Consider the following 19,924-nt stretch of genomic DNA (forward strand, 5'->3'; position numbering starts at 1 on the left):
TAGGAATCTCCCACTTCAAAAAGTCCGCGAGGATGCTAAGTGGTGAGTAGTTCAAGAGTAAATGATAGAATTTTCAGTTTCATATAAGTGGAAATTTCATAGCTGAATAGTTTAGAAAAAGAGAAATAATTATAAAATCTGAGAGGTGTTTTGAATTTATTTTTTAGGGAAAATAGGGTTCTGGTGTAAAAAAATCAGGACAATTGCAGTAAATCTACAAATATTGGACATACTGATACTACTAATCTAAAGAAGGTGCGTGAATGATATGGAAAAGGAAAATGTATTCAAATGGAAGTATTATCAGCCTGATATTATTTTATTAACGATAAGATGGTACCTACGGTACAACCTCAGTTTTCGTGATTTAGTGGAAATGATGGAGGAAAGGGGCTTACCCATTTCTCATACAACGATTATGCGTTGGGTTGATCAGTACGGTCTTGAATTGACGTCATCTTAAACAAACAAATGACTCCTGGAGAGTAGATGAAACATATATCAAAGTAAAAGGTCAATGGATGTACCTGTATCGTCCTGTTGATTCGAAAGGAAATATAATCGATTTTTACCTAAGCAAAACAAGAGACCAGAAGGCTACAAAGCGCTTTTTCAAGAAGGCCCTGCAGTCTTTTCATGTTTCAAAACCTTGTATTATAACAGTCGATAAAAATCCAATTTATTCTATAGCAATTGAACAATTGAAAAAAGAAAAAAGCATAGCTGGTGGCATGCGACTTAGACAACAAAAGTACTTGAATAACATAGTAGAACAAGATCATCGCTTTATAAAGAAGCGATGATCTTGTTCTATGCTAGGGTTCAAATGTTTTGACACAGCTACATCCATTCTTTCTGGAGTAGAGGCCATGCATATGATGAAAAAAGAACAGGTTGATTTACGGGACCAGTCTGTCCAAAATCAGAAAGAGTTCATCCATCAATTGTTTGGACTTGCAGCATAAGATACGATTCCGTTAGGAATCTATGCACTTTATTATCTTTTATTCTATTTTTGCATCAGAACCTATTTAACGGTATGATTAAATGATTTTTTCAATTTCAAACACCCCTGTGATATGGAAATAATATACGGAAACTTGCATAAAATCGAGTGCAATAGTCATGAAATAAAAGTAATAAATGTCGGATAAATTAAGCAGTTCAGAACATAAAAATGATTAAAGTATATTTCAACTGAAATTTGCAAAAAATCAAACCGTTATCCCCTATGGACTCTTGATTTAAAAGTACATATTACTTCGTCAAGCGTGAGTAGTAAAATTCAATGGTATCAAGTGAAAACTTGCTATTAGAGTTCGTCATATATACTTCGACATAGATAAGAGGACATATGACGAACTCTAATGATAAAAAAGGGTTCGTCATATGTATTTCGTCATATATGTTGTAGAGTATCAAAAATAGATAAAATGTACGGTGAATATATTTTTGCATAGACGAAGTGGTTCTGGTGCAAAACTATAAGATTTATGTAACTAATCTCTGATACTTAGACATGCTGATACTAGTACTCAAAAAAAGGGCGTGATCAGTATGGAAAAGCAAAACTTATTCAAGTGGAAACATTATCAGCCTGAACTAATCTTATTAACAGTAAGATGGTACCTACGGTACAATTTGAGCTTCCGTAACCTGGTGAAAATGATGGAAGGGCATTATCCATTGCTCACACAACGATTATGCGCTGGGTTTATCAATATGGGCCTCAATTAGAAAAGAAAGTATGACATCATCTAAAATCAACAAATGATTCATGGAGAGTTGATGAAACCTATATTAAAGTAAAAGGGCAAAGGTAATTTCTATGGGTGCAGTAATTATCCAGAATGTGAAATTTCTCTACCAAAGAAAATCAAAGAAAAAGCGATTCTGGAGGTACAAGCGAAAAAGCTGTTTGAGGATAAGAAAATAGACCTTTTAAAAGGATTTAAGTCCAATGAGAAAGAGTTTTCCGCTTATCTAGTGTTACATGAAGGAAAAGTTAAATTTCAGTTCCCAACACAAGAGGAGCTGTCATTTGGTAAATGCCCAAAATGTAAAAAAGGTGAGATCCTTCATCGTAAAACGTTTTATGGATGTACGGAGCATAAAAATGGATGTGATTTTATGTTACCAGCAAAGATGAAAGGGAAAGCAATCCCTAGTAATCAAATGAAAAAGCTGATTCAGTATAAAACAACAGATTTTATAAATCGCTTTGAAGGGGAAAAGGGAGAATTTACGGCAGCTATCTATATGGAAGCGGACGGAAGTCTGAAATTCAGTTTTCCAACAACTGAAGATCGTACAATCGGTAAATGCCCACTATGCAAAAGTAGAGTTCTTGTAGGAAAAAGTAATTACTTATGTGAGCGATACAAAAAGGGCTGTGACTTCATCATTTTTGGTACATTCTCTGGTAAAAATCTAAGTAGTAACCATGTAAAAAAGCTATTAGAAAAGAATGTGACGGATCAAATTAAAGGGTTTATCTCAAACAAAAACGGAAAGAAATTTGACGCTCGTTTATCATACAGCGTACAGGAGAAGCGATTAAAATTCTTATTCGGCAAATAAAAATGAAATGTATCAACTATAAGTGTAACAAGATAAAGAAGTTTTTTGCTGAATAAAAAAGTTCTTTACTATATAGGAAAAATAACGAAAAAGCACACATGAAAAACCTATTATCATTCATATTATGCGAGGTTAAGTAGAAAATTACTTATAGAGGGAATATCTCAAAACATGCGTCATAAATACACTAATTTCTTACATATAAATGGTATGAGGCTTGTCTTATAAAAGTAGTTTTTGTAAGAAAGGAGATATACCTTGAAGAAAGTATTGTTATTTGGCGATCCAGGTATTGATGACTCTTTAGCTATCATATATGGTCTACTAAATCCTAAGATTGAAATTGTTGGAATTGTTACGAGTTACGGTAATGTTACCAAAGAACAAACAACTCGAAATGCCTTGTATCTTTTGCAATTGGCTGGAAGACAAGATATCCCTGTTATAAGTGGTGCAACTTTACCATTTTTCAATGGGTTTACTACCTATTATCCAGAAATCCATGGTCCAGAAGGACTTGGTCCTATTCGGCCTCCTGAAAGTGTAACAACTATTTCTGTTCATGATTTTAGCTTAATCCCTAAAATTATTGAAAGGTACAAGGGAGAGTTAACAATTATTGATGTAGGAAGATCTACTTCCCTTGCGATGGTATTAAATATTTGGAAAGAATTAATGCAAAGTGTAAAAGAAGTATATATCATGTCCGGAGTGTTCTTACAACCAGGAAATGTCACATCTGTAGCAGAAGCCAATGCGTATGGTGATCCTGTTTCAACACAGTTTGTAATTAATCAGTCGAAAAATTTAACAATGATTCCTTTAAATGTAACAAATTCAGCTGTATTGCTCCCGAACGAAGTGAATTATATTGTGGAACATACAAATAGTCCATTCAAATCATTAATAAAACCAATCTATGATTATTATTACAGTGCCTATAAAAAATTGAATAAAAGTATTAAAGGAGCTCCTTTACATGATGTAGTTGCAATGAGCGCAATAGCTAACCCTAGTTTTATTCAATATATGTATCGTAAAGTAGAAGTTGATTTAAAATCTTTTAGAGGACAAACCGTTGCTGATTTTCGTTCAGGTGCAGAAGCTACAGGAGTTCGCATTGGTTTAAAATTAAATCAAAAATACTTTATTAATGATTTTATAGAGACAATGGTAGGGAAGCAAAGGTATTAATTTAAAAAATTCATTTCCTTTTATAGTAATGTATAACCTTATGAAAATTTAAATTTGAGGACAAAGGTAGTTATAAAGTAAAAAATAAAAAAGATTTTTACTCATTCAAAAATGCGGTGTTTAAGTATTTTGTTAGTAAAGCTCTTTTTTTATATCAAGACAATAAGTAGCAAAAGAGGACTAGGAAATGGAATAGTCCTCTTTTTTATTTCATTTTATAGAGTAAAGGGGGGATTCCGTAATGGCACATGTCAGTACGGAGGATGCGATGAAAGCAAGAAACATAGACTTGATTTCATATCTGGAAGCAAAGGGAGAAACGTTTAAGAAGGAAGGGAACTATTATCGTCATACGGAACATGACAGTCTCATCATTAAAGGGAATCAATACGCCTGGAATAGTCGAGGGGAGAAGGGATATGGAGCGATTAGCTTTGCGATGATGTACTATGAAATGACATTTCCGCAAGCTGTATTAGACATCAATAAAGGGGATTACAAAGAGTTTGATCGTTCAAAAGCTGAAGAGGAACGCAAAAAAGAACAGCAGCCTTTTAGTTATCCAAAACACTTAGAGGTGCCAAAACAAACAGAAATAAAGCAATACTTAATTGATGAGAGAAAAATTGATCCTCGCTTAGTGAATTGGCTGATTAAAAAGGATCTCATCGCCCAAGATAAGAAAAATAATGTGGTGTTCAAATGGAGGGAAGAAGGAGGCAAAGGGCAAGTCATTGGAATGAACCGTCAAGGTACGGTCAAAATGGAGAATAAAAGGGGTAGTTTTAAGCAAATTGTCCCGAATTATGAAAAAATCAATGCCGGTTTTACGGTTGATGTAGGTAAACCGGATAAGATTTATTTTTATGAAGATCCAATCGACATGTTATCCCATTGGAGTATCAAGCAAAATAAAATACAAAATGCTCGCCTGGTTTCTATGCATGGATTGAAGTCAAAAACAGTGATTCAATCTTTAATGGATGCGAAAAAAGAAGGGCACGATATTAAAGAGGTCATTATGGCAGTTGATAACGATAAAGCCGGGAAAGACTTTATTCAAACGATGAAATGCTTTGTAGATCTTAAAGAGGATATTCCAACGAATGAAAAAGATTGGAACGATGTCCGGAAGAAACAAGTGAGTGAGCAGCAGGTAAAAGAAGCAGCTCAACCAAAGAAAATGAAACCAATTAAAGAGGTGGAGAGAAGTGTCTAATCTACCAGGAATGCCAAACATATTACAGATTTTGATTTATGGTTTTATTCTTTATGTTCTTTTTCGTATTTTAAAATTTATGTACCGGAAGATCCAGGAGCGAAGAATATTAAAGCGAATGGCTAAGTCCGGTATTCGCTATATAGACAAAATGGACGGCCATCAATTCGAAGTATACCTAAAAGCTCTCTTTCGAGAGTTGGGTTATTCTCCAACAGTCACAAAGCAGTCAAATGATTTCGGAGCGGATCTGGTATTAAGGGGGAAAAATCGTATTGTAATCCAGGCCAAACGCTACGGGATGAAAAATAGAGTCGGCATCAGTGCCGTACAAGAGATATATGCAGCACAAGCCTATTACAAAGCACATGAGGGCTGGGTTGTAACAAACAGTGTATATACAAGACAAGCAAAAGAATTAGCGGAAGCTTGTAATGTAAAACTAATAGATCGTGTAGAACTTCAGAAATTGATTAATAAAATTAATCCCGAATATACGGCTGAAGATGTATATCAAGGGGTAAAACCTTCAGAACGGAAATGTCCAACATGTAAGCATGATTTAGTGATTCGTAATTCAAATAAAACAGGAAATGAGTTTTTTGGTTGTTCTCAATATCCTACATGTACACATACAGAACCAATTAATACATGAGCTGTGATGAAAACCCGGCTCTTTTGTTATTTTTAGGAACTAACTTTTAAAAAATCATACTCTCATCAAAAAACGGCTTCTCAGATTTCAATTTAACCAATGTTTATTTAAAAGTGAATGACATAAGACCTAAATAACAAAGGGTGTGTTGTAAGCGGAAATAAGTGGTTTAAAGTGAGTGAAGGATGTTATTTGAAATTTTTCTGTAAAATATCTGAAAAACAAACAAATAACCTTACAAGGTTATTTTATAAAGATAAGGAGTTAGAATATTGGAAAATACAGTGAAAGAAATCATTGATGATTTAGAGTATCTGTTCAGGAATGAAGAAATTGCCATGGAAGTAAGTAATCCGACTTACTATCAGTGGTTTTGTAAAGTACTGGATGCAGCAGATATGCGCTATGAATTACACATTCACGAATATGATGAGGATTCCCTAGTTATTAAATTAGTGTAAAATACAAATGTTTTAAGGGATTAATTTTCTTGAAGTATAAAAAGGGAATGGGGAGGAAAAGGATATGAGAATGGGTACATCTGAATGGCTTTCTCTTAGTAAGGATATTAAGCTGAAGTTGATCCGTTTGGCTGTTATAGATAGTAAATATAAACAAGCAAAATAAAAACCCTTCATTTGCTTAACAGCAAATAAAGGGCATAGTTAATGAGTGACTGAAGTAGAAGGAAATCTAGTCCATTTCCTTCTTTATTTATTGTAACATAAAGGGAAAAGTACAAACAAAGGAGAATTCCCATGAAAGAAATTGATAAATACATGACACCATCTGAAGCAGCTTTTTATTGGGGGATTCCTCGTGAGACAATTAAGAATAAGTATAGCCCCTCTCTAATAACGAGAAGCAAATAAATGATTTAGAGCGCATGGTACAAGACGGTTTAGTGAAGTATTTTTTGCATCCTGAAGGGAAGCGTACGGAATAGATTATAAGCTGACAGGCAATGTATGAATGGTTTGGAGAACTAAAAGACAAGTAGGAAAGGGGGATAATAATGCAAGAGGAAACATTTTCTCTCTGGGGAGGATTTAAGAGTGCATTTCGTTTAATTATTTGGTTTTGGATCGTTATGTTTTTGCTATTTGGTGAAAGCTTGCTACAATAGAACCAGGTCGAATGTGAAATACCTTTAGGCAGCTCTCATAGATTTATGGTCTATGCTATGGGGGCTTTTAATTGCAACGCATAATAATTTCACGTATCGTAGAAGTTAATAAAAACTAAAACACTACAATAAGGGGTACGAAAACGATTATGGTTTTCAAGGGCTACTCTGGAATTAAATACCATACTTCAATTCTGATAAGTGTATTTGAGAACCTCTAAATCCTTTAAAAATCAATAACTTGTAATCTTCTCAATAGCGTACACTCTATTGAGAAGATAAAATATGCAATTAAGCATAGTACTAAAAACCAGGAAATAAACCTGGTCTATGGCAATACGATGGGAAAGATGTTAGAGTCGTATTGAATGATAATGGTGATGTTGTTTCCGTTGTACCTAATAAATCGTGAATATCATAAATAAAGTAAATTGAGCCCTTTCACGAAAGGAGTTATTAAAATGAATATTCAATATGATGAATACGAATTGTTAGAAATTTTCGAGAGTGAACCAGAAGATTATTTTATTCCTGGTGCAGGTGCATATAGATATAGTAAAATAGATAAATTAGGATTTGAATTAGTAATGATTATGTGTTATTACGAGGAAACTGTTGAATTAAAAATGTTTTATGAAAATAAATGTATCTTTGAAACCAAGATGGGTTCGGCGAAACGAATCTATACCCGTAATAATTCATTATATGTCCAAGGCGGCGTAGAAAACAAAACAATCGAAGTAAAATTCAAGCCACATTTTACAGTTCAAATAGAGGAGTTCTAAATAGATGAAATAAAAAAACAACTTATAGCAAATAAGGTGTTTTTTTATAGAACAGGCGCCTAAATGTGCGCCTGTTCTATCTCTTAAAATGACTTAAGATACGTTTACTTATCGTTCGTTTTAGATATCACACCAGGGATTGGAACAGGAAAAGAAATTGGTCAGCTCATCAATGGCGAAGATGTAGTAACAGGCCCAAAATAAGGTCCAGAAGATTATGGATGGGGCACATTAGCGGTCGTATCTGGTGGTACTTCACGAGTAGTTGGTAAAGTTGCAGGAAAAATTGGTGACCTAGAGAAGAAAGGAAAAGCACTGGAAGCCGCTGCTAAATATAAGCCAAAAACCATAGAAATAAATAATCCTGTTTTAGATAACATTCGTACAGGTAGTGCATTAAAAATAGATGAACTACATGCATTTAATAAAAGTATTGATAATTATGTTAGTTATGCATCGAAATTTGATTTAGTTGAAGGTGACGGAATTAAGCGACAACTTTATCAGGTAGAAGGTTCGTTAAATGGTAAAAAAGGTGTTTTCGAATGGATTGTTGACCCTGACCCTAAAAAAGGTGTTACACACAGAAGGTTTATTGAGGGAGTTGGCGTAACAGGGAAAGCGAATGCAAGAAAGAAGTGAAAATATAATGTATAGTTATAAAATTTTCAAAACGTATAGACTACAATATAGTTGGGCTACTTTGCTAACCGGATTAAAATTAGGCCTTTTATCCATTGAAGAAATTGATACATATGCTGCAAATTATTTGATTGATAATCCCCACGTAAGAGATGATGCATTATTAGAACTTACATGGGGAAAATACGATAAAGAAAAAGCTATTGAATTAATAGAAACCATAATAATGGATTTAGCAATACCTTGGAATGGTGATGTTGAGGAACGAAAATGGAAGTACTGTATTTTAATGTCTATGAGAGAAAAAAATAACGATTACGATGCTTTGTTAGAGAATATAGCTAACCTGTATAGTGATTTTAATTATCCAGCCGATATGAAAGGATTTATTTATTATTTAGAACCGGATGACGGTTATGATCCAATTAAGTATACCAAAAGTGAAAATATTAAACGACTGATAAATAAACTAGATTCATTCTTACAAAGTGAACAGAAAGCTTTACAGGAGGTTTAAATCGTAATAATAAACCTTTAGAGGGTATTTTATAGTAAATCAAGATTCCTTTTACAAAGCCGTAGGTATTATACTCCTACGGCTTTTATTATACATTATTTAAGTGAAAACTACTTTTTTCGAAGAAAATGAAAGGTCAAATAGTAGTTCGGGTGGTTTTCGATTTAAATCAATATGCTACTTTCCAAATCGATTTACATGTGCTGTCATCTAGTGATGGACTAATTTATAAAACTTCGGATCATTATAAAACATTTACTGAAATAAAGTAGGAGGAGTTTTTATGGAATTTTTAAATGTAGATGGTCGACAATTTACAAGTGAAGAAATTTCACACAAAATATTAAAGGAAAAGCTAGGTCTTTCTGATTATTATGAAGAAAATGCTGATGCACTATGGGATTGCTTAACTGCATGGGGCATTCTTCCATTAACAATAGAGTGGGAGTTTTTTTAGAAAGTAAAAATATGTTAGGTCAAGAGGCAGATATAATTTTAGAAACATTTCAAGATGCTCAAGAAAAAATGGCAGGTAAATTCTACATTGTTGTAAAATAACTAAAAAGAACTTAGGTAAACATAAAAAACGTAGAAATAATTATTTTCTACGTTTTTTATTGTATCAATTTGAATACTTTCCCAGAGTGGCCCCTCATACCCAGAATCGTTTCCGTACCCCATTAGGGGGCACCATATCAAAAAAAAGAAAATTGTACGTTTAGATACAATTTGGACACATTTTAACCACTTACTTTAGGGGTACGGCAACGATTTTAGAAATAATCTACCATATCTATAATTTTCCCCATTTTTGAAAGTTATATTTTATATAAGGGGTAGCACGACATGTCCATCAAGCTAACCAAGTAACTTACTAGATATGAAACGATCCCTGGTTCAAAACTAGTAAGTGATAGAAAAGTAGGCATGCTAAAGAAGCCTATTAAAACGTGATTTTTTCACTAGGCAGCTTGTCTATGCTTCACCGTCGTTTTATACACAATCCCTAGAATATCAAAGACGGTCATCTTCTTATACCGATGACATTTACGACCGTTCTTTTTGAGTAGCCGATAAAGACGATGCAGAATTTTTAAAAGTTCTTCTGTGCCAACGGCTATCGCTTGAAACAGTAACGGAAAGTAATCTTTAATCATATAAATCGCTTTGTATTCACTCAGCTCCTGCTTTGTTTTTTCAAGCAGAAACTGTCGCATTTGAAACATCGTAGAAGAACTGAGGAGAATGCCGATGAGTTGTCCATATAAATGACACTCTAGGCGTTCTCTTTTAATATTTTTACATTCATCAATTTCAAAAAATGACTTCCACGTTTTAAACAAAATTTCAATCTGCCAACGAAGTGAATACAATGAGTGCACGTAGTTCGTTGGTACTCCTTCTAGAGACGTGTTCGTGATATATACATTCATACCCATTAAACGTTTACTTTTATCCTTCATGACAATGCCTTTTTTCTTTTCACGTATCGCTTGGTTTTTCAGGCGTGTTTGCGTTTGATTATCGGTTAAACGATGGATAATGACACGTGCTGGAAGCTTCTGATTTTGGCCAATGTATGCCTCGAGGATTTCTATCGTTTCGCCAGGGATTAGACCAGACATCATTTGTGTCATATCAAGTTGGATGTATTCTGTTTGCTTTTTTAACGTACCATTGTTGAAGTATTCTGGTTCAGGGTTCTTGATATAAATGCGTGTATTCAACTTCAAGCGCGAGATATAGTAAGCCTCTTTATCATGAATGGTTTGTAAGTCTCCTAAATCGAAGTAACCAAGATCACGTAAACACAAATCGTCCGCCTCTACGGTTTCAAGGCAGATGGTACCATATGTTTTGTCATTATTCTTTCCTGGTCCAAGCTGCACGTTAAGGAATTGACCACTAAGTAAATCATATTCCAATTGGATTTTCACGCCTGCCGTATTACTACTCCCACCTGAACCCTGATAGTCAGTGGCGAAATGGTCAGGCAGTTGAAACACTGTTGCATCTAAAATACGAATACGATTGAAGGTAGAGATCATATGTGCAGAAAGCGAGTGATTTGAACAGAGTTTTTGTGTGAGAAGAGAAGTAAAGACTTCCCGAAGAAATGCGACAGCTGCTGGATTAAAGCGTTGATTCAATCCTTCTGAGCTCATCAATACCCCAGTTGAGGCTTCTAACTGACCGCACAATTGTGTAAGTGATGTGCTAGCGATTTCTTGACTGAGCCATACGCAAAGAGCAATGAGTTCGTTTGCTTGATACTTACTAGATCGCCTTACAAAGCCAACTTGTCTGGCGATATCTTGTAGGACTACTGGAGATAAAAGGTATTGTAGCTCTTGTGCAAAAAGATTCAGTTCATTTGAAATGATAGAGTTCATCAAAAACGCCATCCTTTCTGTATATTTCTACAAAAAGAATAGCGTTTTTTTTGATTATATGGATACAAATTTACCTTAGCTTGGTAGCGATGTTTTTTCCATACACGTCAAATTAACATAACATCACTTATTAGCAATTAATAGACATAGAAACCTAACAAAATCCTTCAATTATTGTAGCAAAACAGTCATTTTCAAATCTTCAGCACCTCCATTTTTTAATGTATTATTTGGACCACTACGATACATAGGTTCGATTGTTAAGGATTTTGGAGGATTATCCATTGGTGGCAGAGCTAAAACAATATGGTGTCCGTATAGTCCCGTGCTACCAATTTGCAAGGTTTCTCCTTCATATGTTTTTCCATTAGCATCAGTCACAGTATAATCAAACGCTGGCCAACCGTCATTAGCTTCCATTTCTTTTGGATAATCAAAGGTCAAATCAATCCTCGTTGAAAGTGAAGAAAAGGTCACTTGGTCTACTGTTAATGCATATAGATTATCTTCCGTTAATGTTTTTATATTAGGAGTGAATTTACGAATCTTTCCTTCAACTTTTGCAAGAGGAAATGCTACGTTCCATGTTCCTGTTTTTCCAAATAAATCTTTCCCATGGACAGCAACATCAATTTTATCACCAAATTCACCGTAATTAGCCAGAGTGAATTCATGCTGCTCAATAATAGTGTTTCGTCCTGTTGACTTCTGTGAAGCAGAACCAATTGCAGGTCTGATTTCTTCTTTCCCATTAATGGTTACATAAGTAAATCCAGCTTTTTCTTCATTATTGCTATTGGAAGCAATATTTTCTCCTTTGTATTCCACCGTGACCACTAAACGTCCACCATCGTAAACAGCTTCTTTCACATTCATCGTTAAACCACTATGGGTATCTTGTCTCTCAATTGATGTAGCAAGCTCATCCTTTTCAATTTTATCAGAAGCAATATCATTAAATTGTGAATAAATGGGGCCTATAACTGGAATACCCGATAATGTCTTCGCCATAGCAGGAGAAATGAATCCAAAACCTAAAAGCGAAACACATATTCCACAAGCAGCAAGACTAGAATACTGGATTGTTTTTTTTCTACGGTATTGTTTTTTCTTAGCTTGAAGCATGGCTGTTTTTTCTCTTTGAATTAATCGATCTTCTGGTATAGGAATATCATTGATATGGTGATTAAATTCTTCTTTATTCATAACTATATCCCTCCTTTAAAATGGGGCGTAAGGCTTGCTTTGCTCGATGTAATTGAGATTTTACCGTTCCTTCTGGAGAATTAAGAACCTCAGCAATTTCTTTAATAGATAAATCGTGATAATACCTTAATAAAATAATGGTTTTGTAAGTAGGATCTAAGAAATTAAATGCCTCGGTTAAATCCAATGATTGTTCTAATTTATTCATGCTCTCTTCTGTACATAAATTGGCGAATATTTCATCATTTGCAACGAATTGTCTAGAGGATTTCCTTACAAAATCAATAGATTTAAAAACAAGAATTTTGGTAATCCAACTTTGAAATTTCTCAGGTTTTTTTAATTTTCCCAATGAAAGATATGCTTCATAAATTGTCTCTTGGTAAATATCCAATGCATCTTGTTCATTTCTTACATACGAATAGGCTGTTCGATATAATTTTTGGCGAACAAAAGTAATAAGTTGTTCAAATGCTTGATCATTTCCTCTTTTTGCTTGTTTTACTAGATAGGCTATATCCATTTTCATTCCTTCCTCCCTTTACTAATATAGTCGAATGAGAGAATAAAAAGGTTGCAAAAATACGTATATATATATAAATATCCCACAGCTTATTGCAATGATTAATATCCAACATTAAAAAAATCAGAAATCTAGATAGAAATAAGAGATGAATATATAACCTTTTCATACCAAATTTAAAATAAAGAAAATCTCTCTAAACGAAAAAATAAGCTAATTTCTCAAAATGACTAACTGGGGAGAATTTTTTTCATTTAGGGGGTACTTCAAAATCTTAGCTTGATGGGCATGGGGGTACGCCAGCATTTTGGAAAAAACCCACGCTAAGAGCATACAAGGTTTTATACAGTTTTTTGCTAATCCAGTAACAAACGAGAACCCTAAAACCCACGCCAGGATAGGAATGTATAAAAAAATGCATAGAGTCATAGAAACAGAAAAAGGCGGATTCCTTGTGAGAGTATGATTCCGCCTTGTCTTTGCTACTGATAACACTGATTAACATAATCCATTGGCAACAATCTTTGCGAAAAGAACCTAATAAAAATAGCTTCTTTTTATAATATGTTAGGGAGTTTATAATATAAAGATAGAAAAGTAAATAAAGGAGAAAAAAAACTATGTATAAAGAAAAATTTCTGTATTCACCATGGGTAACTGGAATTTTATTTGCTTTATGGATCCTCATCATCCCCCCTATCATCGCAATCATCCTTATCATTAACCGAAATAAGGAAATGAAGAAGGTACAACAAGTTTGGGAAGAAAATGGATTTGATAAAGTTGTAAATGTTAAAGAGCAAATTGCCAGTCTTAGTGAAGAGTTGCAAAAGCTAACATTAGCTAAACAAGAAGTTCTAGCGGAACTCGAAACTTTCAAGCCTATTACAGACCTAACGGAAGTGAAAAATAGCATTTCCTCTCAAATTGATAATATGAATAAAGAAAAGGATGCCCTTGCAAAAAGAATTGAGGATGTTCAATCACTTGTAAATCTAACCGAATCTAAACAAAAATTGATCGAGGAGATTGAAGGATTCACATCCAATAAACAAGCAATTATTCAAGAGATTGATAGTTTGCAAAGAGAAGTTATCCTTCTAAAAGAGGACATACTTATGCAATCATTTGGATTTACAAATCCGAAATATGGTTTTGAAACGTCAGAGGCATTCCAAATCAAATTGAATGAGATTCGACAAAAACAAAAGAAAATGGTTAAGGATAAAGAAGCTACATTTCATCGCTTGGACTGGACAATTGGAGATGATAGAAAGAAAGGTAAGGAATTCATACTTGATACAATTAAACTTACCTTGAGAGCATTCAATAATGAATGCGACAATATCATTACAAAAGTAAAATACTCTAACCTGGAAGCAAGTGAGAAAAGGATTAAAAAGATTTATGATGAATTGAACAAACTCACTGATATGCAACAGGTATCAATTACACCAGGGTATTTAAAATTAAAGATCGAAGAGTTGTACTTAAAGTATTCATTTGAACAAATGAAACAAGAAGAAAAAGAAGAGCAGCTTGAGATAAAAGAACGCATGAGAGAAGAAGCGAAAGCATTAAAAGAGTTAGAAAAAGCAAAAGAGAAAGTGGAAAAAGAAGAAAAGCACTTCGAGCAAGCAATTGAAAAGTTAAAAATGCAAATGACTGAAACAACTGAAAACCAACAGGCTAAATTAATTGAGAAGCTTAAAGAATTGGAAGCACAGCTGGAGCAAACGCGGAAAAATAAAGAAGATGTATTGTACAGAGTACAAAACACTCGTGCCGGTTACGTGTATATCATTTCAAATATAGGTTCATTTGGTGAAAACGTATTTAAAATCGGTATGACTCGTCGTTTAGAACCTATGGATCGTGTGAAAGAATTGGGTGATGCATCGGTTCCATTTACGTTTGATGTACATGGAATGATCTTTAGTGAAGATGCTCCTGCTTTGGAAAATGCCCTTCATCAAGCATTTGCCGATAAACGAGTGAACAAGGTAAATGCAAGAAAAGAATTCTTCCGGGTTGAGTTGGCTGAAATAGAAAATGTTGTGAAGAAAAACCACAACAAGACGGTTGAATTTACAAAGTTAGCTGAAGCTGAAGACTTCAGAAAATCTATCCAACTTGAAAATAAGCCTTTGCAAGCTGTTTAATATTTTTTCCCTTTGAATTTAATTAAAACAAATACAAATACAAAAAGAGTACCGATTGCTTAAATATATGTTTAACAAACTGGTACTCTTTTATTTATTACACTTTTTACATTGAAGTGCCTTTTCCTTCTTAAAGGGAATAGCTTTCGAACTTTCATAAGGACTTCTTAACCAACCAACAAATTGAACTAAATCTTCGAACCTTGTACAGCTATAATCTTTTTTTGTTTCATCCAGGTATGTAAAAAAGTGCTTCAAAGAATAACAATATGTTTTTTGAGTGTTTGGGCTTTTCCCAGTCTTATCTAAATATTTGATATACTTCATAACTGGTACCACTGGAAATCCATCTTGATTCAACAATATATATCTTTTCTTATTACCCTCTATAAGAACCTCTTGTACTCTTATAACAATTCCTCCTCAATCACGAAATTTACAATTTAAAGACTTCAGTACACCTTTCAATGTACACTACACCCTCCATAAAAAGAACATAGATTCTTGCTTGATATTTTAAACATATTAAACTATATTTTCAATATCATGTTAATAATTCTAATATATACAAGAAAGAGGATAGCATGCTCTTATATTGAACATACTATCCTCTTATTAGTTTAGTCTATTTAAATTGTATCAGGGAACTCTTTATATGTGTATATTTTACTTAGATTGTATTCTTGTTGAGGTTCTTTATTTTCCATTTGTTTCACCTACATATCAATATGAATTAATATAGCTTAACCATAATAACATGAAGTGTTCACATAGTGGATGCTTTTTTATTTTGAATAATGATAAGGATTGAGGATAGATGCAATTAACTAAGCTCGATAAACGATTAACATGTACCTTTGAAATAAAGTCATACTGTTTATAAAAAAGATGTACCGTTTTAAAGAAAGTTATACCGTTTATAAAAAAGTTGCACCGCTTTATCCCTTTGTATAAAGGGATATTTTTTGTGCGTATTATTAATTACAAAAAACATTTTGTCAAAAATACTTTACGAATTGTAAGAAATAAATTACAATCTTTTCAAGAGGTGTTGCTATTGTTACATAATAAAATTGTAGTTTGTCGAGCAGAAAAAGGTTGGACTCAAGAAGAACTGGCAAAAAGAGTAGGTGTTAGTCGTCAAACTATCGCTACTCTTGAAAAAAATAAATATAATCCTTCTCTAATTCTTGCTTTTAAAATTGCAAATATATTTGAAAAGTCAATAACTGACGTGTTCGATTATCAGGAGGAGTGAGACATATGTTGTGGTTAAAATCTTTATTTTTAGTTTTAATATTCATCAGTCAGATGTATGTAATAAAATTTCAATCAAGTGATGAAGCAAAAGACGAAAGAGGGAGAGAAATTCAATATAAAACAAATAATTTGTTGTACAACATCCTATATTTAGGTATCATTGCTATTATTATTTTTCAATCGATAGATATTGTTCCTTCAGAATTTCTACCTGATTTATTGTTATATTTTGTGCTTTCATTAAGTGTGCTAGGCAGTATTTTTATATTTATCAACAGAAACAGGAAAAACTACTAATATGAGTTAGGCTTTTTATCTTGTTCTGTTAGACGATTGAACAAAATGTTTCTTTTAAAAAGTGAAATTTATATACTATATCATGAAGGAATATAGTTAAACTAACAACTGCGTTTATTTAAGTAAGTTGTTGCTTTTAAATAAAGTTATGATGTTTATAAAAAAGACGCGATATTTTGAATAAAGTCACGATGTTTCAAAGAAAGTTGCGATAAAAAAAGAAATTAATCTTTNNAAAGATTAATTTCTTTTTTTTATGATTTAAATGTATTTTAACTTTATTATAAAAGAGCCTAAATCATAGCCTGTTTTTATTATAGCTATAGCTGAAATTATGGCTAATGGATATTTAATAAATGAATTTTTTAGGAATTCCTGTATATTTTTCATATTGTGAACCTCCATTGCATTGATAATCTTAGTTTATATATTATCATAAATATTTATATAATGATTAATAGTTATTATGTTTAGCTCTATTAAATATAATGGGAAGAAAGGTACTTAAATTTACAGAGAACAAAATGATCAAACTTTTTTATAAAAATTGTATACTAATTCACAAGGAAAGCATCCATTTTGAACAAACTTATTTCAAAATGGATGCTTCTTATTTACCATATAATATGTGTTTGCGTAATGTTTCTGATTAAACTTTATTCCAATGTAGGTTTGAAATAAAGTTTAACCGTTTTGAAAAAAGATCAACTGCTTATAAAAAAGTCGCACCGTTTTCAATCCTTTTTATTTCCAAGTCGATGTGATATATTTATAGCATAAAGAGCGAAATATATCACACAGGAGGGTTATATGAAAAATAAATTAGCTTATTTAGGATTTCTCGGTTTTTTGGGTTTTTTAGGTCCGTTCTCATTTTTAGGTAATATTTCATGGGCATCTTATTTTTTCGGTTTCTTTTTCTTCTTCGCATATGCAAAAGTAGTACCAGATGAGCTTTTTATGCTACATGTTCGCCTCGCAGCTACAAGAGCCTTTTTCATAGCACTAGTATTAGGTAGTATACTACTCTTAAGTGTTTTTATTTTTGAAAATTTACATGTAATTCGGTTCTTTGTTATATTTTCGTTTTTCATACCTTTAGGTACATTCATAATTAATTTAGAAATATTTGAGCGTAGAGAAAAGAAAGGGATGCAAGATGCCACTTAAGACTCGAATGAAAGAATATAGGGTAAAGCTAAGTATGTCTCAAGAAGATTTAGCCAATGAGGTTGGTGTCAGAAGGGAAACAATTGGCAATCTCGAAAATGGAAAATATAATCCTTCATTCAAACTTACTTATGATATTGCGAAGGTTTTGAAAGCACCTATTGAAGTTCTGTTTTGGTTTGAAGAATAGGTTAGGTATAAGTAAATTGTTGTAATAGATATGTCTATGAGTTTTGATCAATCTTTTTTATAAAAACTAAATTCAGATTTTTAACAAAAGACTCCATTTTGATTAATCTTTTTTCAAAATGGAGTCTTCTTATTTACCATATAATATGGGTTTGTGGAGTGTTTGTGATTAAACTTTATTCCAAACCAACAGCTTATTGTATTTTTTACTTAGTGTGGTTTTATTTAAAAATGCTAGCGGTACCCCGTCTTGGATAGATTTCTTGCGAAATATGTACCTAGAGCAGTATTTCAATTTAAATGTGATACGATAGTTATATATTCGTTTTGCTAGTAAAAGGAGATGAGTGTCGATGAAAAACCACATAAAAGTAAACGGAAAAATCCTTCAAACAAATAAAAAATGGTCACATCTCAAGCAAAAACAAAGAGAAAATATTTCTAATCGGTTACGTAGAGAATATACGCAGTTTGTAAAAACACATTATAGAAAACCTAGAAAGTATGAACATGATGAGATTCTTCATGAAGTGATGAATCAAATACAGGAACGTGAAATTTGGATTCCTTATGGTGAAGTGAAAAGATATTATCTAAGCAAAATTGGAAAATGGTTTAGAAAAATAGAAAGTGAATGGGAATCACAAGTATCTAACATTGAAAAACAGCAGGTATTAGAAGAATAGTAAATACAAACAAACCAGGGGGGCGTATTTCATGTTTAATTTACAAGAAGATTTGTATGAACAATTGAAAGCGAAAAAAGGGGAAGTTACTGTATTTTTAAAGAATGGCGTTCCAGTACGTGGGCAGATCCTTGCAACAGATAAATTTACTGTCCTAATGATGGTTCATGGTAAACAACAACTAATCTACAAACAAGCAATCTCTACACTTGCTATGTAATACATATTGGGCTTATGTAAATATTTCTCAATATTATATTATTACTATGTAAACTATAATATAAGTAATTCTTTTTATTGTTTATATTTTGTTATTTCCTGTTGCAGAATCCTTATTATAAGGATTCCTTTTTTTGTATCAAAAATCTACAAAGAAAAAAGATAAGATCGGGAACACAATCTTATCTTTAGCACAAGGGGTAAACATAAGGGATAACCATCATATTTTTAATACACTTCAATTTTTGTTAATTTTGAATATTAAAACCATAATTAACAAGTATATCTATATTGAGAAATTTATTACAAAATTAGCTATAAATGATTCAAAACTCCAATGTAAACTTTTACCCATTTATTTACATTTGAACTATCGAAAACATTGACTTTAACCCAATCCGCCTAATACCCTCAAAATCAACAAGAAAAGTATACATTCAAAACATTGTAAATAAGGCATACCGCTAAATATAAAACCTATCCATAGGGAAGCGTTTAGCACCTTGCTATAATAATGTTGGAACTATTTCCTAATTATTGAGGAAGGAGCTTAGACATGGAAAATATTAATAGAATATTAAGTGATTTTGCTAAGGTTAATGAATATGATGGCGTAGGTAATGATTATAGACTATATCTTTTATCAGAAAATACAAAAGAAGATATATGTGAGCTTATAAAAAAGGATATAAAAGCTACTAGTGACGACACAATAGAACTTATACATTTGAATGAATGGCAGCAGGGTTTCCTTTCTTGTGAATTCCCTGACAGTGAAGAGTATTGGTTCGGAACAATACCCAGTGGATATGATTTGAAAGGATTAACACCGAAGGAGTTTATAATAGAAAAGTTATTGAATATATTTGAACAAGGGATTGGAGCAGTTTATTGGGTAAAATTAGATATTGGAGCCTATTATGCTTGTAGTTATGAAGAATATGTCTTCGTAACCAATAAGGGAATTTATTATCTTTCTATGCAAGTACATGATTAAAAAGAAATTGTGTACAGTTAGACATAATTTAGGATATCTTTTACCCGGTTCTTTGTATGATAAGGAACTGTTGGTTTGAAATAAAGTCACGACGTTTTGAAAAA

17 protein-coding genes and 7 pseudogenes are annotated in these 19,924 nt (G+C 32.7%); 20 read left to right on the forward strand and 4 right to left on the reverse strand.

What is annotated here, in order from left to right:
• The first annotated feature begins 268 nt into the window (after positions 1-268).
• The 12 genes and pseudogenes from COE49_RS25090 (at position 269) to COE49_RS25145 (ending at position 9,276) form a co-directional block, all read left to right on the forward strand.
• Positions 269-965: pseudogene (locus tag COE49_RS25090) on the forward strand (IS6 family transposase).
• Between the two features lie 592 nt (positions 966-1,557).
• Positions 1,558-1,817 (forward strand): annotated as a pseudogene (locus COE49_RS25095) (IS6 family transposase); the annotation flags it as partial.
• A pseudogene (locus tag COE49_RS25100) lies at positions 1,816-2,580 on the forward strand (topoisomerase C-terminal repeat-containing protein); the annotation flags it as partial. The pseudogenes COE49_RS25095 and COE49_RS25100, both read left to right, overlap by 2 nt.
• Before the next feature lie 258 nt (positions 2,581-2,838).
• Entirely contained in the window at positions 2,839-3,774 is a 936-nt protein-coding gene (locus COE49_RS25105) for a nucleoside hydrolase (protein WP_088233083.1), read from the forward strand.
• Between the two features lie 241 nt (positions 3,775-4,015).
• Positions 4,016-4,993, forward strand: a complete 978-nt coding sequence (locus COE49_RS25110; protein WP_088233084.1) for a DUF3991 and TOPRIM domain-containing protein — start codon at positions 4,016-4,018, stop codon at positions 4,991-4,993.
• Complete coding sequence (locus tag COE49_RS25115) at positions 4,986-5,648, forward strand: restriction endonuclease (protein ID WP_088233085.1); 663 nt, start codon at positions 4,986-4,988, stop codon at positions 5,646-5,648. The genes COE49_RS25110 and COE49_RS25115 overlap by 8 nt, the downstream gene beginning before the upstream one ends.
• Before the next feature lie 272 nt (positions 5,649-5,920).
• Positions 5,921-6,109, forward strand: coding sequence for a hypothetical protein (locus COE49_RS25120; RefSeq protein WP_088233086.1), 189 nt, complete (start codon positions 5,921-5,923; stop codon positions 6,107-6,109).
• Between the two features lie 297 nt (positions 6,110-6,406).
• A pseudogene (locus COE49_RS25125) lies at positions 6,407-6,594 on the forward strand (helix-turn-helix domain-containing protein).
• A 641-nt stretch (positions 6,595-7,235) separates the two neighbouring features.
• A complete protein-coding gene (locus COE49_RS25130) occupies positions 7,236-7,559 on the forward strand; it encodes a hypothetical protein (RefSeq protein WP_088233087.1) in 324 nt (107 codons plus the stop codon).
• A 108-nt stretch (positions 7,560-7,667) separates the two neighbouring features.
• Positions 7,668-7,892 (forward strand): annotated as a pseudogene (locus COE49_RS25135) (pre-toxin TG domain-containing protein); the annotation flags it as partial.
• A 292-nt stretch (positions 7,893-8,184) separates the two neighbouring features.
• Positions 8,185-8,718 carry a DUF2247 family protein gene (locus COE49_RS25140; protein WP_249278342.1) on the forward strand — a complete coding sequence of 178 codons (534 nt, stop codon included), beginning with the start codon at positions 8,185-8,187 and terminating at the stop codon, positions 8,716-8,718.
• A gap of 283 nt (positions 8,719-9,001) precedes the next feature.
• Positions 9,002-9,276, forward strand: a pseudogene (locus COE49_RS25145) (barstar family protein).
• A 404-nt stretch (positions 9,277-9,680) separates the two neighbouring features.
• On the opposite strand, the gene COE49_RS25150 reads toward COE49_RS25145, so the two are convergent.
• The 3 genes from COE49_RS25150 to COE49_RS25160 all read right to left on the reverse strand — a co-directional run bounded on the left by COE49_RS25150 (position 9,681) and on the right by COE49_RS25160 (position 12,840).
• On the reverse strand, positions 9,681-11,111 hold the full coding sequence (locus tag COE49_RS25150; protein WP_098841126.1) for an IS4 family transposase: 1,431 nt from the start codon (positions 11,109-11,111) through the stop codon (positions 9,681-9,683).
• 171 nt (positions 11,112-11,282) lie between these two features.
• Positions 11,283-12,317, reverse strand: coding sequence for a DUF4179 domain-containing protein (locus COE49_RS25155; protein ID WP_098946142.1), 1,035 nt, complete (start codon positions 12,315-12,317; stop codon positions 11,283-11,285).
• A complete protein-coding gene (locus COE49_RS25160; protein ID WP_088233108.1) occupies positions 12,310-12,840 on the reverse strand; it encodes a sigma-70 family RNA polymerase sigma factor in 531 nt (176 codons plus the stop codon). Before COE49_RS25160 ends, COE49_RS25155 begins: the two co-directional genes overlap by 8 nt.
• A gap of 620 nt (positions 12,841-13,460) precedes the next feature.
• On the opposite strand from COE49_RS25160, the gene COE49_RS25165 reads away from it, so the two are divergent.
• A complete protein-coding gene (locus COE49_RS25165) occupies positions 13,461-15,002 on the forward strand; it encodes an SNIPE associated domain-containing protein (protein ID WP_205752893.1) in 1,542 nt (513 codons plus the stop codon).
• A gap of 102 nt (positions 15,003-15,104) precedes the next feature.
• Here COE49_RS25165 and COE49_RS25170 read toward each other — a convergent pair.
• Positions 15,105-15,413: pseudogene (locus COE49_RS25170) on the reverse strand (site-specific integrase); the annotation flags it as partial.
• 646 nt (positions 15,414-16,059) lie between these two features.
• On the opposite strand from COE49_RS25170, the gene COE49_RS25180 reads away from it, so the two are divergent.
• The 7 genes from COE49_RS25180 (at position 16,060) to COE49_RS25215 (ending at position 19,820) form a co-directional block, all read left to right on the forward strand.
• On the forward strand, positions 16,060-16,260 hold the full coding sequence (locus COE49_RS25180) for a helix-turn-helix transcriptional regulator (protein WP_002094847.1): 201 nt from the start codon (positions 16,060-16,062) through the stop codon (positions 16,258-16,260).
• Positions 16,261-16,265: 5 nt separating this feature from the next.
• Positions 16,266-16,559, forward strand: coding sequence for a hypothetical protein (locus tag COE49_RS25185; RefSeq protein ID WP_002192061.1), 294 nt, complete (start codon positions 16,266-16,268; stop codon positions 16,557-16,559).
• A gap of 810 nt (positions 16,560-17,369) precedes the next feature.
• On the forward strand, positions 17,370-17,729 hold the full coding sequence (locus tag COE49_RS25190; RefSeq protein ID WP_000791545.1) for a DUF3796 domain-containing protein: 360 nt from the start codon (positions 17,370-17,372) through the stop codon (positions 17,727-17,729).
• Positions 17,719-17,919, forward strand: coding sequence for a helix-turn-helix transcriptional regulator (locus COE49_RS25195; protein WP_001128818.1), 201 nt, complete (start codon positions 17,719-17,721; stop codon positions 17,917-17,919). The genes COE49_RS25190 and COE49_RS25195 overlap by 11 nt, the downstream gene beginning before the upstream one ends.
• 352 nt (positions 17,920-18,271) lie before the next feature.
• Entirely contained in the window at positions 18,272-18,604 is a 333-nt protein-coding gene (locus COE49_RS25200; RefSeq protein WP_088233090.1) for a transposase, read from the forward strand.
• Positions 18,605-18,635: 31 nt separating this feature from the next.
• Positions 18,636-18,824, forward strand: coding sequence for an RNA chaperone Hfq (gene hfq, locus COE49_RS25205; protein WP_088233091.1), 189 nt, complete (start codon positions 18,636-18,638; stop codon positions 18,822-18,824).
• Between the two features lie 555 nt (positions 18,825-19,379).
• Complete coding sequence (locus COE49_RS25215) at positions 19,380-19,820, forward strand: hypothetical protein (protein ID WP_088233093.1); 441 nt, start codon at positions 19,380-19,382, stop codon at positions 19,818-19,820.
• Positions 19,821-19,924 lie beyond the last annotated feature (104 nt).

The organism is Bacillus sp. AFS029637, from assembly GCF_002584985.1.
GTDB lineage: Bacteria > Bacillota > Bacilli > Bacillales > Bacillaceae_G > Bacillus_A.

Coding starts and splice junctions, on each gene's coding strand:
- COE49_RS25110 (WP_088233084.1), top strand. CDS start 4,016: ATGGCACATGTCAGTACGGAGGATGCGATGAAAGCAAGAAACATAGAC.
- COE49_RS25130 (WP_088233087.1), top strand. CDS start 7,236: ATGAATATTCAATATGATGAATACGAATTGTTAGAAATTTTCGAGAGT.
- COE49_RS25140 (WP_249278342.1), top strand. CDS start 8,185: ATGCAAGAAAGAAGTGAAAATATAATGTATAGTTATAAAATTTTCAAA.
- COE49_RS25150 (WP_098841126.1), bottom strand. CDS start 11,111: ATGAACTCTATCATTTCAAATGAACTGAATCTTTTTGCACAAGAGCTA.
- COE49_RS25155 (WP_098946142.1), bottom strand. CDS start 12,317: ATGAATAAAGAAGAATTTAATCACCATATCAATGATATTCCTATACCA.
- COE49_RS25160 (WP_088233108.1), bottom strand. CDS start 12,840: ATGGATATAGCCTATCTAGTAAAACAAGCAAAAAGAGGAAATGATCAA.
- COE49_RS25165 (WP_205752893.1), top strand. CDS start 13,461: ATGTATAAAGAAAAATTTCTGTATTCACCATGGGTAACTGGAATTTTA.
- COE49_RS25185 (WP_002192061.1), top strand. CDS start 16,266: ATGTTGTGGTTAAAATCTTTATTTTTAGTTTTAATATTCATCAGTCAG.
- COE49_RS25190 (WP_000791545.1), top strand. CDS start 17,370: ATGAAAAATAAATTAGCTTATTTAGGATTTCTCGGTTTTTTGGGTTTT.
- COE49_RS25195 (WP_001128818.1), top strand. CDS start 17,719: ATGCCACTTAAGACTCGAATGAAAGAATATAGGGTAAAGCTAAGTATG.
- COE49_RS25200 (WP_088233090.1), top strand. CDS start 18,272: ATGAAAAACCACATAAAAGTAAACGGAAAAATCCTTCAAACAAATAAA.
- hfq (WP_088233091.1), top strand. CDS start 18,636: ATGTTTAATTTACAAGAAGATTTGTATGAACAATTGAAAGCGAAAAAA.
- COE49_RS25215 (WP_088233093.1), top strand. CDS start 19,380: ATGGAAAATATTAATAGAATATTAAGTGATTTTGCTAAGGTTAATGAA.